The 16,285-nt window shown below is 43.8% G+C and carries 17 protein-coding genes; 1 reads left to right on the forward strand and 16 read right to left on the reverse strand.

Translation table 11 applies throughout. The annotated features are described in order from the left end of the window. Window positions 1-100 precede the first annotated feature (100 nt). On the forward strand, window positions 101-544 hold the full coding sequence (locus tag ACHLI0_RS19375; RefSeq protein ID WP_055216794.1) for a hypothetical protein: 444 nt from the start codon (window positions 101-103) through the stop codon (window positions 542-544). Here ACHLI0_RS19375 and miaA read toward each other — a convergent pair. The 16 genes from miaA to ACHLI0_RS19455 all read right to left on the reverse strand — a co-directional run bounded on the left by miaA (window position 517) and on the right by ACHLI0_RS19455 (window position 16,236). Continuing rightward, entirely contained in the window at window positions 517-1,443 is a 927-nt protein-coding gene (miaA, locus tag ACHLI0_RS19380; protein WP_490749871.1) for a tRNA (adenosine(37)-N6)-dimethylallyltransferase MiaA, read from the reverse strand. The two genes, ACHLI0_RS19375 and miaA, sit on opposite strands and share 28 nt — an antisense overlap. A gap of 117 nt (window positions 1,444-1,560) precedes the next feature. Beyond that, entirely contained in the window at window positions 1,561-2,115 is a 555-nt protein-coding gene (locus ACHLI0_RS19385; protein ID WP_008759878.1) for an IS1096 element passenger TnpR family protein, read from the reverse strand. Window positions 2,116-2,136: 21 nt separating this feature from the next. Further along, window positions 2,137-2,904, reverse strand: coding sequence for an acyl-ACP--UDP-N-acetylglucosamine O-acyltransferase (lpxA, locus tag ACHLI0_RS19390; protein ID WP_008764415.1), 768 nt, complete (start codon window positions 2,902-2,904; stop codon window positions 2,137-2,139). 10 nt (window positions 2,905-2,914) lie between these two features. Next, complete coding sequence (locus ACHLI0_RS19395) at window positions 2,915-4,300, reverse strand: bifunctional UDP-3-O-[3-hydroxymyristoyl] N-acetylglucosamine deacetylase/3-hydroxyacyl-ACP dehydratase (RefSeq protein ID WP_008759880.1); 1,386 nt, start codon at window positions 4,298-4,300, stop codon at window positions 2,915-2,917. An 11-nt stretch (window positions 4,301-4,311) separates the two neighbouring features. Then, entirely contained in the window at window positions 4,312-5,352 is a 1,041-nt protein-coding gene (gene lpxD, locus ACHLI0_RS19400; RefSeq protein ID WP_055216796.1) for a UDP-3-O-(3-hydroxymyristoyl)glucosamine N-acyltransferase, read from the reverse strand. A gap of 81 nt (window positions 5,353-5,433) precedes the next feature. After that, window positions 5,434-6,663, reverse strand: a complete 1,230-nt coding sequence (locus tag ACHLI0_RS19405; protein WP_008759882.1) for an HD domain-containing protein — start codon at window positions 6,661-6,663, stop codon at window positions 5,434-5,436. Window positions 6,664-6,672: 9 nt separating this feature from the next. After that, window positions 6,673-7,497: an orotidine-5'-phosphate decarboxylase gene (gene pyrF, locus ACHLI0_RS19410; protein ID WP_055216800.1), complete on the reverse strand. Its 825-nt coding sequence runs from the start codon at window positions 7,495-7,497 to the stop codon at window positions 6,673-6,675. Between the two features lie 16 nt (window positions 7,498-7,513). Continuing rightward, window positions 7,514-8,626, reverse strand: coding sequence for a peptide chain release factor 1 (prfA, locus tag ACHLI0_RS19415; RefSeq protein ID WP_008759884.1), 1,113 nt, complete (start codon window positions 8,624-8,626; stop codon window positions 7,514-7,516). Between the two features lie 3 nt (window positions 8,627-8,629). Then, window positions 8,630-9,796: an AIR synthase-related protein gene (locus ACHLI0_RS19420; RefSeq protein ID WP_055216802.1), complete on the reverse strand. Its 1,167-nt coding sequence runs from the start codon at window positions 9,794-9,796 to the stop codon at window positions 8,630-8,632. Between the two features lie 325 nt (window positions 9,797-10,121). Beyond that, entirely contained in the window at window positions 10,122-10,703 is a 582-nt protein-coding gene (locus ACHLI0_RS19425) for a LemA family protein (protein WP_151209254.1), read from the reverse strand. A gap of 50 nt (window positions 10,704-10,753) precedes the next feature. Then, window positions 10,754-11,671, reverse strand: coding sequence for a TPM domain-containing protein (locus tag ACHLI0_RS19430; RefSeq protein ID WP_490749872.1), 918 nt, complete (start codon window positions 11,669-11,671; stop codon window positions 10,754-10,756). Window positions 11,672-11,678: 7 nt separating this feature from the next. Beyond that, a complete protein-coding gene (locus tag ACHLI0_RS19435; protein ID WP_490749873.1) occupies window positions 11,679-12,629 on the reverse strand; it encodes an alpha/beta hydrolase in 951 nt (316 codons plus the stop codon). Window positions 12,630-12,703: 74 nt separating this feature from the next. Then, on the reverse strand, window positions 12,704-13,450 hold the full coding sequence (locus ACHLI0_RS19440) for a shikimate dehydrogenase family protein (protein ID WP_490749874.1): 747 nt from the start codon (window positions 13,448-13,450) through the stop codon (window positions 12,704-12,706). A gap of 38 nt (window positions 13,451-13,488) precedes the next feature. Continuing rightward, complete coding sequence (gene ubiE, locus ACHLI0_RS19445) at window positions 13,489-14,226, reverse strand: bifunctional demethylmenaquinone methyltransferase/2-methoxy-6-polyprenyl-1,4-benzoquinol methylase UbiE (protein WP_234118291.1); 738 nt, start codon at window positions 14,224-14,226, stop codon at window positions 13,489-13,491. A 2-nt stretch (window positions 14,227-14,228) separates the two neighbouring features. Beyond that, on the reverse strand, window positions 14,229-15,173 hold the full coding sequence (locus ACHLI0_RS19450) for a phosphoribosylaminoimidazolesuccinocarboxamide synthase (protein WP_048696888.1): 945 nt from the start codon (window positions 15,171-15,173) through the stop codon (window positions 14,229-14,231). 46 nt (window positions 15,174-15,219) lie between these two features. Beyond that, complete coding sequence (locus ACHLI0_RS19455; RefSeq protein ID WP_048696890.1) at window positions 15,220-16,236, reverse strand: PhoH family protein; 1,017 nt, start codon at window positions 16,234-16,236, stop codon at window positions 15,220-15,222. Window positions 16,237-16,285: the final 49 nt, after the last annotated feature.

The raw sequence follows: 16,285 nt of genomic DNA on the forward strand, positions 1-16,285 counted from the left end.
TTGGCCGTTTATGTATTGCTGCAGAAAATGCTGATTTAAATAAGGATAAAAGCGATATACACTATTATTAACTATTTGTTAAACTTAAAATTTTATTATTATGAAAAGACAATTTTGTAAGATTTTACTAGCTGTTTCATTTCTTTTTCTTGTGCCTGCACTTTGTATGAGTCAAAACTTAAAAGGAATCTGGAAACTTGTTCAGAGTGAAGGCTCTTCGCAAGTGGTCAGATATAAGGTACTTGATAAAGATGGCAATTATTTTAATGTGGATGCGTATATCAAAGATGCTGTAGACGTGAGTTCAGGCAGCCGCAGTTCGGACGATGTATTTTGCCCGTACAAAATTACCCGTTCGGGGGAGTACAGTATCATTGCAAAAGGCCTTTACTGCGAGAAACTGCGTAATGAACATGGCAGATCGGCAAATGCTATCGTTCCTATATCTTACCGGATTGACGGAAAGAAAATGACGCTTCTGTTCCGGTTGGGCAATAATGTCTATCGGGAAGTTTATCAGAAGGTATCCAAACTGGGCAAATGAGTCAGATTTTGTAGACGGAGGTACTCAAGTATCTCCGTTTCTTGTTCCGGATGAAACCAGTGTATTTCTTCATCCCTTTTGAACCATGTCATCTGTTTGCGTGAATAAATGCGTGAATTTTGCTTGATCTTTTCGATAGCGAAAGGGAGTTCCCATTCTCCGTCCAGATATTTGAACAATTCTTTGTAACCTACGGTATTAAGAGAGTTTAGATGCCGGTAGGAGAGTACGGAACGTACTTCGTCCAGTAATCCTTCCTCCATCATTTGGTCTACACGACGATTAATGCGGTCATACAGTTCTTCTCTGTCACGGGTTAATCCGATCTTAAGAATGCGGAAAGGGCGTTCCTTTTTCTGTTGGGTGCGGAAAGAAGTATATGTCTTTCCGGTCATGTAACAGATTTCCAATGCATGAATCACTCGTTTTGGATTTTTCAGGTCTACGATGCGATAGTAGTCCGGATCTAATAAACGGAGCTCTGCACAAAGTTGCTCCAATCCCTCTTCCTCATACTTTTGCAGCATCACCTGACGTGTTTCAGCATCAACGGTAGGGATGTCGTCAATCCCCTTGCAGATGGCATCTACATACATCATTGATCCACCCGTAAGTACTACTACCTCATGTTCTGTGAATAATTGATGGAGGATTTTCATCGCTTCCTGCTCATATTGAGCGGCGCTGTAATAATCGGTAAGATGAAGAGTACCTACCAAATAGTGAGGCACGCGTTTTAATTGATCCGGGGTAGGAGCCGCCGTTCCTATTTTTAATTCAGCATAAAGTTGTCTCGAATCAGCGGAGACAATGCTGGTGTGAAAGTTCTCCGCCAGTCGCAGGCTTAATTCTGTTTTTCCTACTCCTGTAGGTCCGATTAAAACAATGAGAGTGGGCATGGATTTTAAAGTATTAAGTATTAGGTGTTAAGTATTAAAGTGTCGGGGATAAAAATATTAGGTATTAACTGCTTGTCACTGCATAGCAATTAATACCTAATACTTGATACTTAATACTTAAAACTTCTCTTCTTCATAAGAGCCACCCGCGTTACCACCTATGTCGAAGCCTTCCTGATCAAAATCTTCCATATCAAAGTCCTGATCACCATAGAAATTTTCGTCCAGGTCGAGTGAACCGCTTGCAGCAGCCATTTCTTCAAAATCTACAGTTTGTGGCGGAGCATCACCCGATTTCTTGGTACATTTGGCACCATTCATATCTTTTCCGGTGATGATTTCAGACAATTCGATGAAGAAGCAACGCTCTGTCATGTAGTCGAATACATACAACAATTTTTGCTTTTCATCTTCTACCAGTTCGCTGATAGTAGTCTCTTTCATTACCCAACTATCCATTTCCGGATTGTCGTCCATTTCTTCCAAAGTGACTTCTTTTTCTTTTTCCCAATCATCATCACAGATAAAGAAGGAGGTCATCTGGTCGTTTGTGTACCCTACTGATTTCAGTATTGCTTCATGGAAGTCAAGAAATGTAGCTTCCGGATCAATTTGTATTTCTCTGACAAAATCGTCAACTTCATCAGATATGATAGTAAATCTGTATATCATAATATGACTATTTTGAACTGTTTATTTAATAATACCACGTTCTGAATTACGGATGAAATTGATGATGTAGTCAATCTCCGGACTCTTCTCAACTTCATCTTCAATTTTCTTCAATGCATCTGTCGTATTCAAGCCGCTTTGGTAAATGATACGGTAAGCGTTATGAATACTTTCGATTACTTCATTGGCAAAACCACGGCGACGAAGGCCGATAATGTTGATACCGCTGAAAGCTATGGGCTCACGTCCTGCAATGATATAAGGAGGGATATCTTTACTGAAGCGGCATCCGCCCTGAATCATTACATGGCTGCCTACATGGCAGAACTGATGCATCAATACATTGGCACTGATAATAGCATTGTCGTCAATAACGATTTCACCTGCCATCTTGGTAGAGTTGCCGATAATACATCCGTTACCGATCAGTGCATCGTGTGCTACATGCACCCCTTCCATTAATAAGTTGTTGCTTCCTACAATGGTACGCCCTTTAGCTGCCGTACCACGGTTGACTGTAACATTCTCACGAATCAGATTATTGTCTCCGATCTCAGCAGTTGATTCTTCTCCACGAAACTTGAGGTCCTGTGGAACTGCTCCGATAACAGCACCCGGAAAGATCGTATTTCCATTACCAATGCGTGAACCATACAAGATGTTCACATTAGCCATAATCTTGTTGTTATCGCCAATAACTACGTTTTTATCAATAAATACAAAAGGCGCAATTTCTACATTTTCTCCGATTTTAGCTTCGGGATGAATATACGCTAGAGGACTTACCATGTTTTTGGTTTTATTTATTTTTTACTATTTGTGCCATGAATTCTGCTTCGCAAACGACTTTTTCGCCAACGAATGCATAACCTTTCATTGTGGAGATGCCACGACGGATCGGGGCTAATAATTCTACACGGAAAAGCAGTGTATCTCCCGGTACTACTTTCTGGCGGAACTTTACGCCATCTATCTTCATGAAATAGGTAGAATAACGTTCCGGTTCGTCAACAGAATTAAGAACGAGCAAACCGCCTACCTGAGCCATTGCTTCTATTTGAAGTACGCCCGGCATCACTGGTTCCTGTGGGAAATGTCCCTGGAAGAAAGGTTCGTTTGCTGTGATATTTTTGATACCTACGATATAGCTGGCACCCATCTCAATTACCTTGTCTACCAATTGGAAAGGATAACGGTGTGGTAATAGCTCACGGATACGATTTACGTCCATCACCGGTTCGCGGTTACAGTCGTATGTCGGTGCCTGTATTTCATGCAGGCGAATTTCTTTCCGCATCTGACGCGCAAACTTATTGTTGATGGTGTGACCGGGGCGGGTAGCAATGATGCGACCTTTAATCGGTTTACCAATCAATGCAAGATCACCGATAACGTCCAGCAGTTTGTGACGGGCACACTCATTCGGCCAAACCAGTGGTTTGTGATTGATGTACCCCAACTGATCCGCATCCATGTGAGGAACACCCATTACATCAGCCAGTTTGTCATAGCTTTCCTGTGACATTTTGCGTTCGTAAATAACGATTGCGTTGTCGAGGTCACCACCTTTGATGAGGCCGGCGGAGAGAAGCGGCTCTATTTCACGAACAAAGACGAAAGTACGGCTGGCAGCCACTTCGTCTTTGAAATTGTGCATATCTTCAAGTGTTGCAAACTGATTCGGGATAATGGTTGAATCGTAGGAAACGAGTACATTCAGACTAAAATTCTCGTCCGGTAGCACGATGATAGAAGAACCAGTTGATTCGTCCCGGAATTCAATTTTAGATTTGATGATATAAAAATCCTTGACAGCACTTTGTTCTTCTGTTCCTACACGTTCTATTTCTTGTACATAATATTGTGCACTACCGTCCAAAATCGGAAATTCCGGACCATTAACCTGGATAAGGCAGTTATCAATGCCCAATGCATAAAGGGCTGCCATACCATGCTCTACGGTACTTACTTTGACTCCATTCTTTGACAATACTGTGCCACGGGTTGTTTCCGTCACATTGTCGGCTACTGCATCGATAGTTGGTTGTCCTTCCAGGTCAATACGCTGGATTTTATATCCATGATTGTCCGGGGCAGGATTAAAAGTTACAGTGAGATCAAGTCCAGTGTGAAGACCTTTCCCGCTCAGTGAAAAGCTATCTTTCAGCGTTTTTTGTTTCAGCATTGGTTACTTATTTACTTATTTAATAGTTGTTTTAATTCTTCTACTTCTTTACGCAGATTGCGTATTTCTTTTTGCATATCCGGCAAATTCTTAGTCACAACAGCAGCCTTGAAGTAAGCTTTCGGTTCCATAGGAGGAGTCCCGATCAGTACGCTGTCTGCTTTGATGCTGCTTGGTATACCTGATTGTGCTCCCAGATTTACCCGGTCACCGATTGTGATATGTCCGGCAATACCTACCTGACCGCCAAACATACACCATTCTCCGATTTTGGCAGAGCCTGCTATGCCGACTTGAGCCGCCATAACTGTGTGTGAGCCAATTTCATCGTTGTGCGCAATCTGCACAAGATTATCAATTTTAGCGCCACTATGTATGATAGTAGCTCCCATTGTAGCACGGTCTACACAGGTATTGGCACCTATATCTACTTTGTCTTCCAGGATCACAATTCCGATTTGTGGAATCTTATCGTATCCGTTCGGAGTGGGAGCAAAACCGAATCCATCGGCTCCGATCACTGCACCTGAGTGAAGGATACATTCATTACCGACACGGCAGTCATGATAAACATTTACATTTGAGTAAAGAAGACAACCGTTGCCTATCTTCACACCGTCTCCAACGAAAGTATGCGGGTAAATTTGAGTATTATCTCCGATAACGGCGTTTTCGCCGATATAGGCAAAGGCACCGATGTATACGTTCTCGCCAATTTTGGCGCTGGGGGCAATATAAGCCAGTGAATCGATACCTTGCTTCTTTGGTTTACTCATTTCATAGAGGTTAAGCAGCTTCGCCAGGCTTTCATAAGCATTGTCTACTTTTATCAGAGTAGCTTGAATCTCATGTTCAGGGACAAAATCTTTATTAACTAATACAATGCTTGATTGTGTCTCGTAGATATAAGGCGTATATTTAGGGTTCGACAGGAAAGAAATAGCTCCGGGCATTCCCTCTTCTATTTTAGCGAATGTGTGTACCGTTGCGTTTTCATCTCCAATGATTTCCCCTTGGATAAATGCTGCAATTTGCTTAGCCGAGAACTCCATGTCTTTATTTTAAATTAAATTAGTTCACAAATAACGGATTTTTTTTTCAGATTTCCGTGTTATTGAATGAATATTTTATACTTATCTATGCAATCGCTGGTAGCAGAGATAGTATTTCTTTACCTTTTTGGACAATAATGAGATGTTCAGCATGTCCGATGCTTCGGCAATATTTTTGATAGTGCCGTCTTTGTAGATAATATCAATACTGTCATCTGCCGGGTCGTACATATTCTTTTCGATGCTGGGGGTAGAGACAAAATAGTTCGCTTCGGAAAGGGTTATGCCTAGTTGCTGGCTGATTTGCAAAGTTAACTCTTTTATTCTGTCCTCACCAATAGGTTCGGCAGAATTTTCCACTTTAAAGATATTTCGGTTAATCATGCCCAGACTAAGTGTGGAAAGAACTTTATCAGGATGGTTGCTCCATACTTTCAAGGCAGTCCAGATATCATTGTCATCCAATTGGATGAAATTTTCCAGACAATCGGGATTGTTATGGAACTCCGTATGATTAATGTCATTATATAGAAAGAAATGTAAGGCCGGCGAAGCAAACAGTTCTACTCCTTGTGATGCCAGTTCTTTGGCACGAAGCAACGTGCTGATAAGCATTCGTTCATAGGCTACCGATGTCTTGTGCAGATATACCTGCCAATACATCAGGCGACGTGCTGTCAGGAAATTTTCGATAGAGTAGATACCTTTGGATTCAATTACGAGACGGTCGTCGGCCACATCAAGCATCTTGATGATGCGGGCAGAACCGATATTCCCTTCTGTAACACCGGTATAGAAACTGTCACGACGAAGATAATCGAGGCGGTCCATATCCAACTGACCACTGACGAGCTGATGCAGGAATCGTTTCGGATATTCGTCCTTAAAGATCTGTATGGCAAGACTAAGTTGCCCGTTCATCTCTTTATTCATTCGTTCCATCAGCATAAGGGAGATTTCTTCGTGAGAAACTCCTTGTACAATCGTATCTTCAAGCACATGCGAAAAAGGACCATGTCCGATGTCATGCAGTAAGATAGCCGCTTGTACGGCTTCAGCTTCGCTGTCAAATATAAAGTTACCTTTGGAGGTCAGTTGGGTGATAGCTTCGCTCATTAGGTAGAACGCACCTAGTGAGTGCTGGAAACGAGTATGTTGCGCACCGGGGTATACTACTGACGAGAGTCCTACTTGCTTGATGCGGGTGAGACGCTGCAAAAGGGGATGCCGTACAATATCGTACAGTAACCCCTTTGGGATATTAATGAATCCGAATACCGGATCGTTGATTATCTTTCTTTCGTAAGGCATTCCTTCTCTTTAAAGAATCGCTTTCAGTTGCTCTGCCATTTGCGCCTGTACTTCTTGGGCGGCAAGCCTTGCAGCTTCGGCAAACTTTTCTGTTTTATCGACGTAGATGATTCCACGGGAAGAGTTAACAATTAAGCCACAGGTACTGTTCATTCCATATTTGCAAACTTCTTCGAGCGAACCGCCTTGCGCTCCGACACCGGGAACGAGCAGGAAGTGGTTGGGAACAATCTTACGAATATCTTCAAAAGCACGTCCTTGAGTAGCGCCGACTACGTACATCATACGTTCGTCATTTGCCCATTCCTGTGATTTGCGTAGTACTTTTTCGAAGAGACGTTCGCCGTTTGCATCTTCTGTCAACTGGAAGTCGTGGGAACCTTTATTAGAAGTCAGTGCCAGCAAGATCACCCATTTGCCTTCGTAAGTAAGGAACGGAGTTACGCTGTCTTCACCCATATAAGGAGCTACAGTGACGGAATCTATCTCCAGCTCTTCGAAGAAAGTACGGGCATACATGGCAGAAGTGTTTCCGATGTCGCCACGTTTGGCGTCGGCAATAATAAACTGGTCGGGATAGTTTTCCTTGATGTATTTTACTGTTTTCTCAAATGCGATCCAGCCCTTCACGCCCATACTTTCGTAAAAAGCGAGATTAGGTTTGTAAGCGATACACAGATCGGCTGTTGCGTCGATAATCGCTTTGTTGAATGCGAAGATCGGATCTTCTTCTTTCAACAGGTGCTCGGGAATCTTCTTGATGTCAGTATCAAGTCCTACGCAAAGGAATGATTTCTTGCGTTTTATGTTTTCAAATAGCTGTTGTTTATTCATGTCTATACTATAATTTTTAGAGTTCACTTTCTTTCAGGCGTTCCGCATTTTCTGCCACGATCAGGTGATCGATACAATCTTGAATATCTCCGTCCATAAAAGCGGCAAGATTATAGATGGTATAGTTGATACGATGATCGGTGATACGTCCTTGAGGGTAGTTGTATGTTCGGATTTTAGCCGAGCGGTCACCGGTGGATACCATTGTCTTACGTTTGGAAGCAATGTCGTCTATGTACTTCTGATGTTCCTTGTCGTAGATAAAGGTACGGAGTCGTGCCAGGGCGCGTTCCTTGTTCTTCGGCTGGTCACGGGTTTCTGTACATTCAATCAGGATTTCTTCTGCAACGCCTGTATTCGGGTTCTTCCAGATATAACGCAAACGTACACCGGATTCTACCTTATTAACGTTCTGTCCACCTGCACCGCCACTTCGGAAGGTATCCCATTTGATTTCTCCTTCATTGATGACTACGTCAAATTCTTCGGCTTCGGGGAGTACGGCCACCGAAGCGGCGGAAGTATGCACACGTCCTTGTGTCTCTGTGGCAGGAACACGTTGTACGCGGTGTACACCCGATTCATATTTCAATATTCCGTAGACGTTATCTCCTGTGACGCTGCAAACAATTTCTTTGTATCCTCCGGCTGTTCCTTCATTTGCATTGGATACTTCCATTTTCCAGCCTTTGGTTTCACAGAACTTGGCATACATACGGAAAAGGTCGCCGGCAAAGATTGCGGCTTCGTCTCCTCCTGCACCACCACGAATTTCGAGGATGGCGTTCTTGCTGTCTTGCGGATCGGCAGGAACAAGCATCAGTTTGATTTCTTCTTCTAATGCCGGAAGACGTTCCTGACTGTTGTCCATCTCCTCTTTTGCCATTTCACGCATGTCGGCGTCCGACTCATTCGAAAGGATGTTTTTGGCTTCTTCGATGTTGCCCAGTAGTTGGATATATTCTTTGCGGGCTTTCATCAAGTCATCCAGATCCTTGTATTCTTTAGTCAGTTTGACATAACGTTTCTGGTCGGCAATTACTGCCGGGTCGGTGATAAGGGTAGATATTTCTTCAAAACGGGCTACAAGTCCGTCTAATTTTTCTAATATGGTACTGTTATCTGCCATTCTTTAGTATCTGAATTCTCCGAACTCGCTTTTAATGATTAATTCAGTCTGGTCACACGCTTCGATACGTCCTACTATCTGTGCAGGAATGCCGAATGATTCGGAAATAGCGATCACTTCTTCTGCATGTTCCGGTGACAGGTAAACTTCAAGACGGTGTCCCATATTGAATACCTTGTACATTTCCGCCCAGTCTGTACCGCTTTGTTCCTGAATAGTCTTGAACAGAGGAGGAACAGGGAAAAGATTGTCTTTTACTACACGGACATTTTCTACGAAATGCAGCACTTTGGTTTGCGCACCACCGGAGCAATGAACCATACCGTGGATTTCCGGACGTAAGGCGTCAAGCAGCTTTTTCACTACCGGAGCATAGGTGCGGGTAGGAGAGAGTACCAGTTTGCCTGCGTCAATTGGAGAGTCCTCTACAGTATCTGTCAGTTTTAATCCTCCGGAGTAAACCAGTTCTTCAGGTACGGCGGCATCATAGCTTTCCGGATATTTTTCTGCGAGGTATTTGCCGAAAACATCGTGGCGGGCACTCGTCAGACCGTTGCTGCCCATACCTCCGTTATATTCTTTTTCATAGGTAGCCTGTCCGTAAGAGGCAAGGCCGACAATGACATCTCCCGGACGGATATTGGCATTGTTGATAACGTCTGAGCGTTTCATGCGGCAGGTTACGGTAGAGTCTACGATAATAGTACGAACCAAGTCGCCGACATCAGCAGTCTCGCCACCGGTTGCATATACGCCTACACCCATTTCACGGAGTTCGGCCAGCAATTCGTCTGTTCCGTTGATGATAGCGGAGATTACTTCGCCGGGAATCAACAGTTTATTGCGTCCGATAGTTGAAGAAACGAGGATATTGTCTACAGCGCCTACACAAAGAAGGTCGTCGATATTCATAATCAATGCGTCCTGTGCAATACCTTTCCACACAGACAAATCGCCTGTTTCTTTCCAGTACATATAAGCAAGGGAAGATTTGGTTCCGGCGCCGTCGGCGTGCATGATGTTGCAATATTCCGGGTCCCCACCCAGTATATCGGGAATAATTTTGCAGAATGCTTTCGGGAAAATTCCTTTGTCGATGTTCTTGATGGCGTTGTGCACATCTTCTTTTGATGCGCTTACGCCCCGCATCATGTATCGTTGATTACTCATGAGTTAAAGAATTATTTTTTGTATACGGCTGCAAAAGTACTGCTTTTTTTTCGTACAGCCAACTATTTGTTTGTCAAGCTTCGTCCGGAAGAAGAATAAAACATAAAAGTGTTAATTAATGGCTTGTTTTATTTTAATCATTATGCTGATTGATAGCGGAATGAGAGTATTTAAACCGTTAAAGAAACAGGAGCAAAAGTTCCTTTTTAACGCTCTTTTATGGAAGTCCTTTCGTGGTGGTTCAGAGCCGGAATCGCCGTTATCTGAATAAATCAGGTAACGGCGATTCCGATTTTAGCCTGGAAGCTCTTTAAGAAATCATCCTTTAGAACTCTACTTTCGGAGCTTTTTCGCTTCCTTCTTCCGCTTCAAAGTATGCTTTCTTATCGAATCCGAACATCCCTGCAAATATATTCTTCGGGAAACGGCGGATATTGGTGTTGTATGATTGTGCCGCATCATTGAAGTTTTTACGGGCTACATTGATACGGTTTTCAGTACCTTCCAGTTGAGCTTGCAGTTCGAGGAAGTTTTGGTTTGCTTTCAGGTCAGGATAACTTTCGCTGATAGCGAGCAATTTGCCAAGTGCGGAAGTAACAGCACCTTGTGCTTTTTGATATTCAGCCAGTTTCTCCGGAGTCAGGCCGTCAGCATCCACTTTGATCTGTGTGGCTTTGCTACGTGCTTCTACCACTCCTTCCAATGTTTCTTTCTCATGTGAAGCATATCCTTTTACGGTGTTTACAAGATTGGGTATCAGGTCTGCGCGGCGTTGGTATTGAGTTTCTACATTTGCCCATTGACCGGTTACATTCTCATCCATGGTGACAAGACCATTATATACACTGACTGCCCATATGACAAGGATAGCCACAACGGCTAAAATGATGATAATTGACTTTTTCATGTTTCTTACTTTTTTATGAGTATTTGATTATTTAATATTATTTGTTGGGGTCAGAATCGTGAACCGGCTCCGCCGCCGCCTCCCATTCCTCCGCCGAAGCTGCCGCCGCTAAAGCCTCCGCCACTGCCTCCGAATCCACCGCCGCCTCCGAATCCGCCGATGAACGGACCGCCTCCGCCGCCTCTGTTGTGATAGTCGCTATCGTAGCTTTGCTGACGACGTATGATTGTATTTCCGCAGTTCTTGCAAGTATAGGTGACATCTTCCGTCTTTACCCCATTGACACGCGATACAAGTCTGCTTCCGGTTCTTTGCAGGGCATGTTTCCCGCATTTGGGGCAACGGCTCTGATTTCTTGCGGCAAAGAACGCTATCCCTACACCGATTACAGCGAACAGGATAACTGCGAAAATGAAATCCATCGATTCATTATTCGATTCAGAAAGCGAGTCATTTTCCATTGATCCGTCAAGTCGCTGGCAAGTCGCCCGGATGCCGGCTACCATTCCTTCATTCCAGTTGCCGTCTTTCAGATATGGAATCATGTACTTAGTCTGGATGCGTTTACATATCGCATCGGGAAGTACCCCTTCCAAACCGTATCCGGTGTAAAACTGGATGCAGCGTTGGTCCGTGACTAACAGGATAACCAGCCCATTATCTTTCCCTTTTTTGCCTACTCCCCATTGATTGAGAAGCTGATGGCAAAAATCAAAACACTCCATATCACCAATCGAGGGAACTACGGCAACTACCGTTTCAATCCCCGTCTGTTGTTCCAGAGCGTAGAGCATAGAGTCTATTGTGTCACAGGCAGCTTGCGAAAGTATCCCTGCCGGATTACATACATACTGCATTTTATTTTGCAGATGTACTTTCGGCAAGTTGTCTACCGTATATACTTTTTCTTGGGCTTGCAGTGGAATTAGTAGAAAAGTAGCAAGTATAAGCGTCAATATTGATTTCATAATAGTTTTAATAAATATACCGCCCGACGAAATCCTGTACTTTGTCGGTGTATTCCTGTTTATTCTCTTTGTACGAGAGGGCATGGGCTGCTCCCGGTACGATCCAGAGTTCTTTGGGTTCCGGCTTTGCTTCATAAAGCGGATAAACCATCCATGTGGGGACATATGTATCTTTGTCTCCATGAATAAACAGCATGGGCAGCTCACATTTCTCTACCTGCTTAAGTGAGGAAGCTTCTTTGAAGTTCCATCCGTATTTTTTCTCGCATAACCAGCTTGTAGTGTACATTAACGGGAAAGCAGGCAGGTGGAAAGAAGATTTGAGTTCGTGCGAAAATTCATCCCATACACTGGTGTAGCCGCAATCCTCCACAAAACATTTCACAAAAGGTTTCTGTTTTTCGCCGGATACCATCATTGTAGTGGCACCTCCCATTGAGATACCATGTACTACCATTTGAGTACTGTCTCCAAAGATTTCATTTGCAATGTTCATCCATTGCAAAACATCAATCCTGTCTTTCCATCCCATTTGGATGGCTCGTCCTTCGCTCTCTCCCTGATGTTGCAAGTCGGGAAGCAGGATATTATATCCCAGATCACGATTATACAGATAGCCGATCATAAACATACGGATAGCATTGTCGGTGTATCCATGAACGATTACAGCCGTTTTACTGGTTGGAGCAGGTGCGGCGATGTAAAAGGCGTGTAGCTGTATGCCTTGCGGATTGATAATGAATGTATCTTTCAGTGCATTCACTTGTTTCAGGCTATCCACCCACGGGCGCAGGAAAGGATAGTTTCTGTACATATAGGGATATGAATCGGCGTCTTTAGACAATATTTTGGCATTCGGCGTCAAGGAGAAATTCAACATATAGAAACTCCCGCCGATTGTGCAACTGGTAAATACCAGCATGATAATAATAATGCTGTAGACTGCTCTTTTCTTCATAATAAATCCCCTCAATTAAAATATCACGCCCTTATTCTTAACTCTATCAGAAAACGGCTGTCAGCACCTTTATCTTATCGGTGCCATATTTCCCAAGCGGCAAATGCCTGTAAAAGTAGCATTTCCAGACCGTTTTTCGTAACAGCCCCTTGTGCTTCTCCCTTTTTCATGAAAAGAGTGACGTTTGGATTATATAACAAATCGTAGAGCAAATGGTTTGGAGTGAGCAGTTCGTAAGGAATGTTGGGGCAGAAATCTACTTTGGGGTACATTCCTACCGGAGTACAGTTGACGATAACGGTGTATTCCTTCATGATTTCCGGAGTCAGTTCCTCGTAAGTCAGCATATCGTCGGTTTTGTGCGTCCGCGATACAAATATGCTTTCGATACCCAGATTTTTGAGTCCGTGGTAAACAGCTTTGGAAGCACCTCCGGTGCCGAGGATCAGTGCTTTTTTGTGCTGAGGTTGTAGCAACGGCTGAATAGATTGTGTAAAACCGATGATGTCGGAATTGTAGCCGACCAGTTTTACTTTTCCTTTCGGTTGGCGGATAATCTTAATGACATTTACAGCGCCAATTTTAGCTGTATCCCGATCGAGTTCGTTCAAAAAAGGAATCACTTGCTCTTTGTAGGGGATGGTGACATTGAGCCCGCACAAGTTGGGATTCTCTTCAATAACTTCCATAAAATCATTGATATTGGGAATCTCGAAATTCACATATTCCGCATTGATGCCTTCGGATCTAAACTTTTCGTTAAAGTAGCCGATTGAAAACGAATGTCGCAAGGGGTAGCCGATTAAACCGTATTTTTCCATGACACGAAAGGATTAAATTAATTATTCATCATTCTTCATTATTTTGTCGCCGTATAAAGTGTGCAGATACCAAATGTCAACCGTCGGAAATGAACTTCGCCGAATCCGGCTTTCGATATGACTCCTTTCATGACTTCCCCTTGGGGAAATACTTTGATAGTGTCCGGCAGATAATGGTAGGCACTGTTGTCTTTGGAGAGAAGTTTGCCAAGCAATGGGATAACAACTTTCGAGTAGATGGTGAACAGTTGCTTCATGGGGAAGCGATCCGGAGTAGTCAGTTCCAGGATAACCAGATGTCCGCCCGGTTTCAGTACACGGCACATTTCGGAGAGACCTTTGTCCAGGTCTTCAAAATTGCGGATACCGAATGCTACGGTGATAGCGTCAAATCTATTGTCGGCAAAGGAGAGAGAAGTGCAGTCCTCCCGGGCAAAAGAAATTTTGTCCGAGAGTCCTTCCTTCTTTACTTTTTCACGACCCACGTTCATCATGCCTTCCGAGATATCCGTCCCGATCAGTTCGTCGGGTTTCAGTTCACGGCAAGCGAGGATGGCAAAGTCTCCCGTTCCGGTGGCAACATCCATGATGTGCTGTGGGCGGAAGGGGCGGAGCCAGGCAATGGCTTTACGGCGCCAGCTGCGGTCTATACCTAAAGATAAGGTATGATTCAGTTTGTCGTAAGCATGCGCAATGTTATCGAACATGCGTTCCACCTGCTCGGTTTTCTTACCGTCTTCGTTGTAAGGCTTGATATGTTGTTGTGGGTAATCCATGCTTATTTGCTCAAGAAATTCATTACGTTCTTTTCGATACGTTCAGCGATGTTGCTGGTATCTTCTTTCACAAATTTCTCACCGGTGATATTCTCGAACAATTCGATGTAACGATCGCTGATGCTCTGTACGATAGCCGGAGTCATTTCAGGTACTTTCTGACCATCCTTGCCTTGGAAACCATTTTCCATCAGCCATTCACGAACGAATTCCTTAGAAAGCTGTTTTTGAGGTTCGCCTTTTTCGAAGCGTTCCTGATAGCCGTCAGAGTAAAAATAACGGCTTGAATCCGGTGTATGAATTTCGTCCATCAGATAGATAGTGCCGTTGTGCTTACCGAATTCATATTTTGTATCAACGAGGATCAGACCGCGTTCAGCAGCGATTTCAGTTCCGCGTTTGAAGAGAGCCAGTGTATATTTCTCAAGGACTTCATATTCTTCGGGAGTAGCAAGTCCTTGTTTCAGGATTTCTTCCTTAGAGATATCTTCGTCGTGCAGTCCCATTTCCGCTTTCGTTGTCGGGGTAACGATCGGTTCCGGGAATTTCTCGTTCTCGCGCATACCATCCGGCAGTTTTACACCGCAGATTTCGCGTACGCCGCTTTTGTAAGTACGCCATGCGCTACCGCACAGATAGCCGCGTACAATCATTTCTACCGGAAAGCCTTCGCACAAAACTCCGACAGTAACCATCGGGTCCGGTGTAGCCATTTTCCAGTTCGGACAGATGTCAGTAGTGGCATCGAGGAATTTGGCTGCAATCTGATTCAGCATTTGGCCTTTGTAAGGGATACCTTCAGGTAAAACCACATCGAAAGCCGAGATACGGTCGGTTGCTACCATGACGAGTTTTTCGCCGTTGATGTTGTACACATCGCGCACTTTTCCGTGGTACACGCTTTTTTGTCCCGGAAAGTTGAAATCTGTTTTTGTTAATGCTTTCATTGTCTTATTATAATTACAAATTACAAGTTACAAATCACAGAAACGATTAGTTGTTGACCTGTTTCACCGGTCGTTCACCGTTGATAACCTGTTGTTCATTCTTTCGTTTCTCCCTTTCGGCTTTCGCCTCCTTGTCGAATTTTTCGTAAGCATCTACGATGCGTTCCACCAGTTTATGGCGTACAATATCTTTTTTGTTCAATTCTACAAAGCTGATTCCCTTTACCCCTTTTAGGATGCGGAGTGCTTGCACCAGTCCCGAAGTTTGTGAGGCGGGGAGGTCAATCTGAGTCATATCTCCCGTAACGATCATTTTGGTATTCATACCCATACGGGTGAGGAACATTTTGATTTGTTGTGTGGTGGTATTCTGCGCTTCGTCGAGGATTACGACTGCGTCATTCAGCGTACGTCCGCGCATAAATGCTAACGGAGCAATCTGAATAATGTTCAATTCCATGTATTCCTTTAACTTGGCAGCGGGGATCATGTCCTGCAGAGCATCATATAATGGTTGCAGATACGGATCGATCTTATCTTTCATATCTCCGGGCAGGAAACCGAGTTTTTCTCCGGCTTCTACAGCGGGGCGGCTGAGGATAATCTTTTTGATCTCTTTGTTTTTCAGCGCACGGACGGCGAGGGCTATGGCAGTATATGTCTTTCCCGAACCGGCGGGACCGATGGCGAATACCATATCGTTTTTGGCAAAGCCTTCCACCAGTTTCAGCTGGTTCTCGCTTCGTGGGATGATGGGCTTGCCGGTAACGCTGAAAACAATCACATTTCCGGTCTGTTCCGCTTGCGGAGCATTCCCTTTTATAATGTCGATGATGACTTCCTCTTTCAGCGAATTATATTCGGCACAGTATTTTTCGAGTTTGGTGATATTTTCTTCGAAGGCACACATTTCCTCCTCATCGCCCAGCACTTTGATGACATTGCCGCGGGCAACGATGCGTAGCTTCGGATATAAAGCTTTAATTAACTGTATATTGGCGTTGTTTACACCGTAAAAAATAACCGGGTCAATATCCTCAAGAACAATCAGTTTCTCTATCATTGAATCGTATTAAAGAAAAATTTCTGCAAATTTAGTGAAACGTTTTGGA

It is taken from the genome of Bacteroides sp. RCH18 (assembly GCF_058231005.1).

Coding starts and splice junctions, on each gene's coding strand:
- ACHLI0_RS19375 (WP_055216794.1), top strand. CDS start 101: ATGAAAAGACAATTTTGTAAGATTTTACTAGCTGTTTCATTTCTTTTT.
- miaA (WP_490749871.1), bottom strand. CDS start 1,443: ATGCCCACTCTCATTGTTTTAATCGGACCTACAGGAGTAGGAAAAACA.
- ACHLI0_RS19385 (WP_008759878.1), bottom strand. CDS start 2,115: ATGATATACAGATTTACTATCATATCTGATGAAGTTGACGATTTTGTC.
- lpxA (WP_008764415.1), bottom strand. CDS start 2,904: ATGGTAAGTCCTCTAGCGTATATTCATCCCGAAGCTAAAATCGGAGAA.
- ACHLI0_RS19395 (WP_008759880.1), bottom strand. CDS start 4,300: ATGCTGAAACAAAAAACGCTGAAAGATAGCTTTTCACTGAGCGGGAAA.
- lpxD (WP_055216796.1), bottom strand. CDS start 5,352: ATGGAGTTCTCGGCTAAGCAAATTGCAGCATTTATCCAAGGGGAAATC.
- ACHLI0_RS19405 (WP_008759882.1), bottom strand. CDS start 6,663: ATGCCTTACGAAAGAAAGATAATCAACGATCCGGTATTCGGATTCATT.
- pyrF (WP_055216800.1), bottom strand. CDS start 7,497: ATGAATAAACAACAGCTATTTGAAAACATAAAACGCAAGAAATCATTC.
- prfA (WP_008759884.1), bottom strand. CDS start 8,626: ATGGCAGATAACAGTACCATATTAGAAAAATTAGACGGACTTGTAGCC.
- ACHLI0_RS19420 (WP_055216802.1), bottom strand. CDS start 9,796: ATGAGTAATCAACGATACATGATGCGGGGCGTAAGCGCATCAAAAGAA.
- ACHLI0_RS19425 (WP_151209254.1), bottom strand. CDS start 10,703: ATGAAAAAGTCAATTATCATCATTTTAGCCGTTGTGGCTATCCTTGTC.
- ACHLI0_RS19430 (WP_490749872.1), bottom strand. CDS start 11,671: ATGAAATCAATATTGACGCTTATACTTGCTACTTTTCTACTAATTCCA.
- ACHLI0_RS19435 (WP_490749873.1), bottom strand. CDS start 12,629: ATGAAGAAAAGAGCAGTCTACAGCATTATTATTATCATGCTGGTATTT.
- ACHLI0_RS19440 (WP_490749874.1), bottom strand. CDS start 13,450: ATGGAAAAATACGGTTTAATCGGCTACCCCTTGCGACATTCGTTTTCA.
- ubiE (WP_234118291.1), bottom strand. CDS start 14,226: ATGGATTACCCACAACAACATATCAAGCCTTACAACGAAGACGGTAAG.
- ACHLI0_RS19450 (WP_048696888.1), bottom strand. CDS start 15,173: ATGAAAGCATTAACAAAAACAGATTTCAACTTTCCGGGACAAAAAAGC.
- ACHLI0_RS19455 (WP_048696890.1), bottom strand. CDS start 16,236: ATGATAGAGAAACTGATTGTTCTTGAGGATATTGACCCGGTTATTTTT.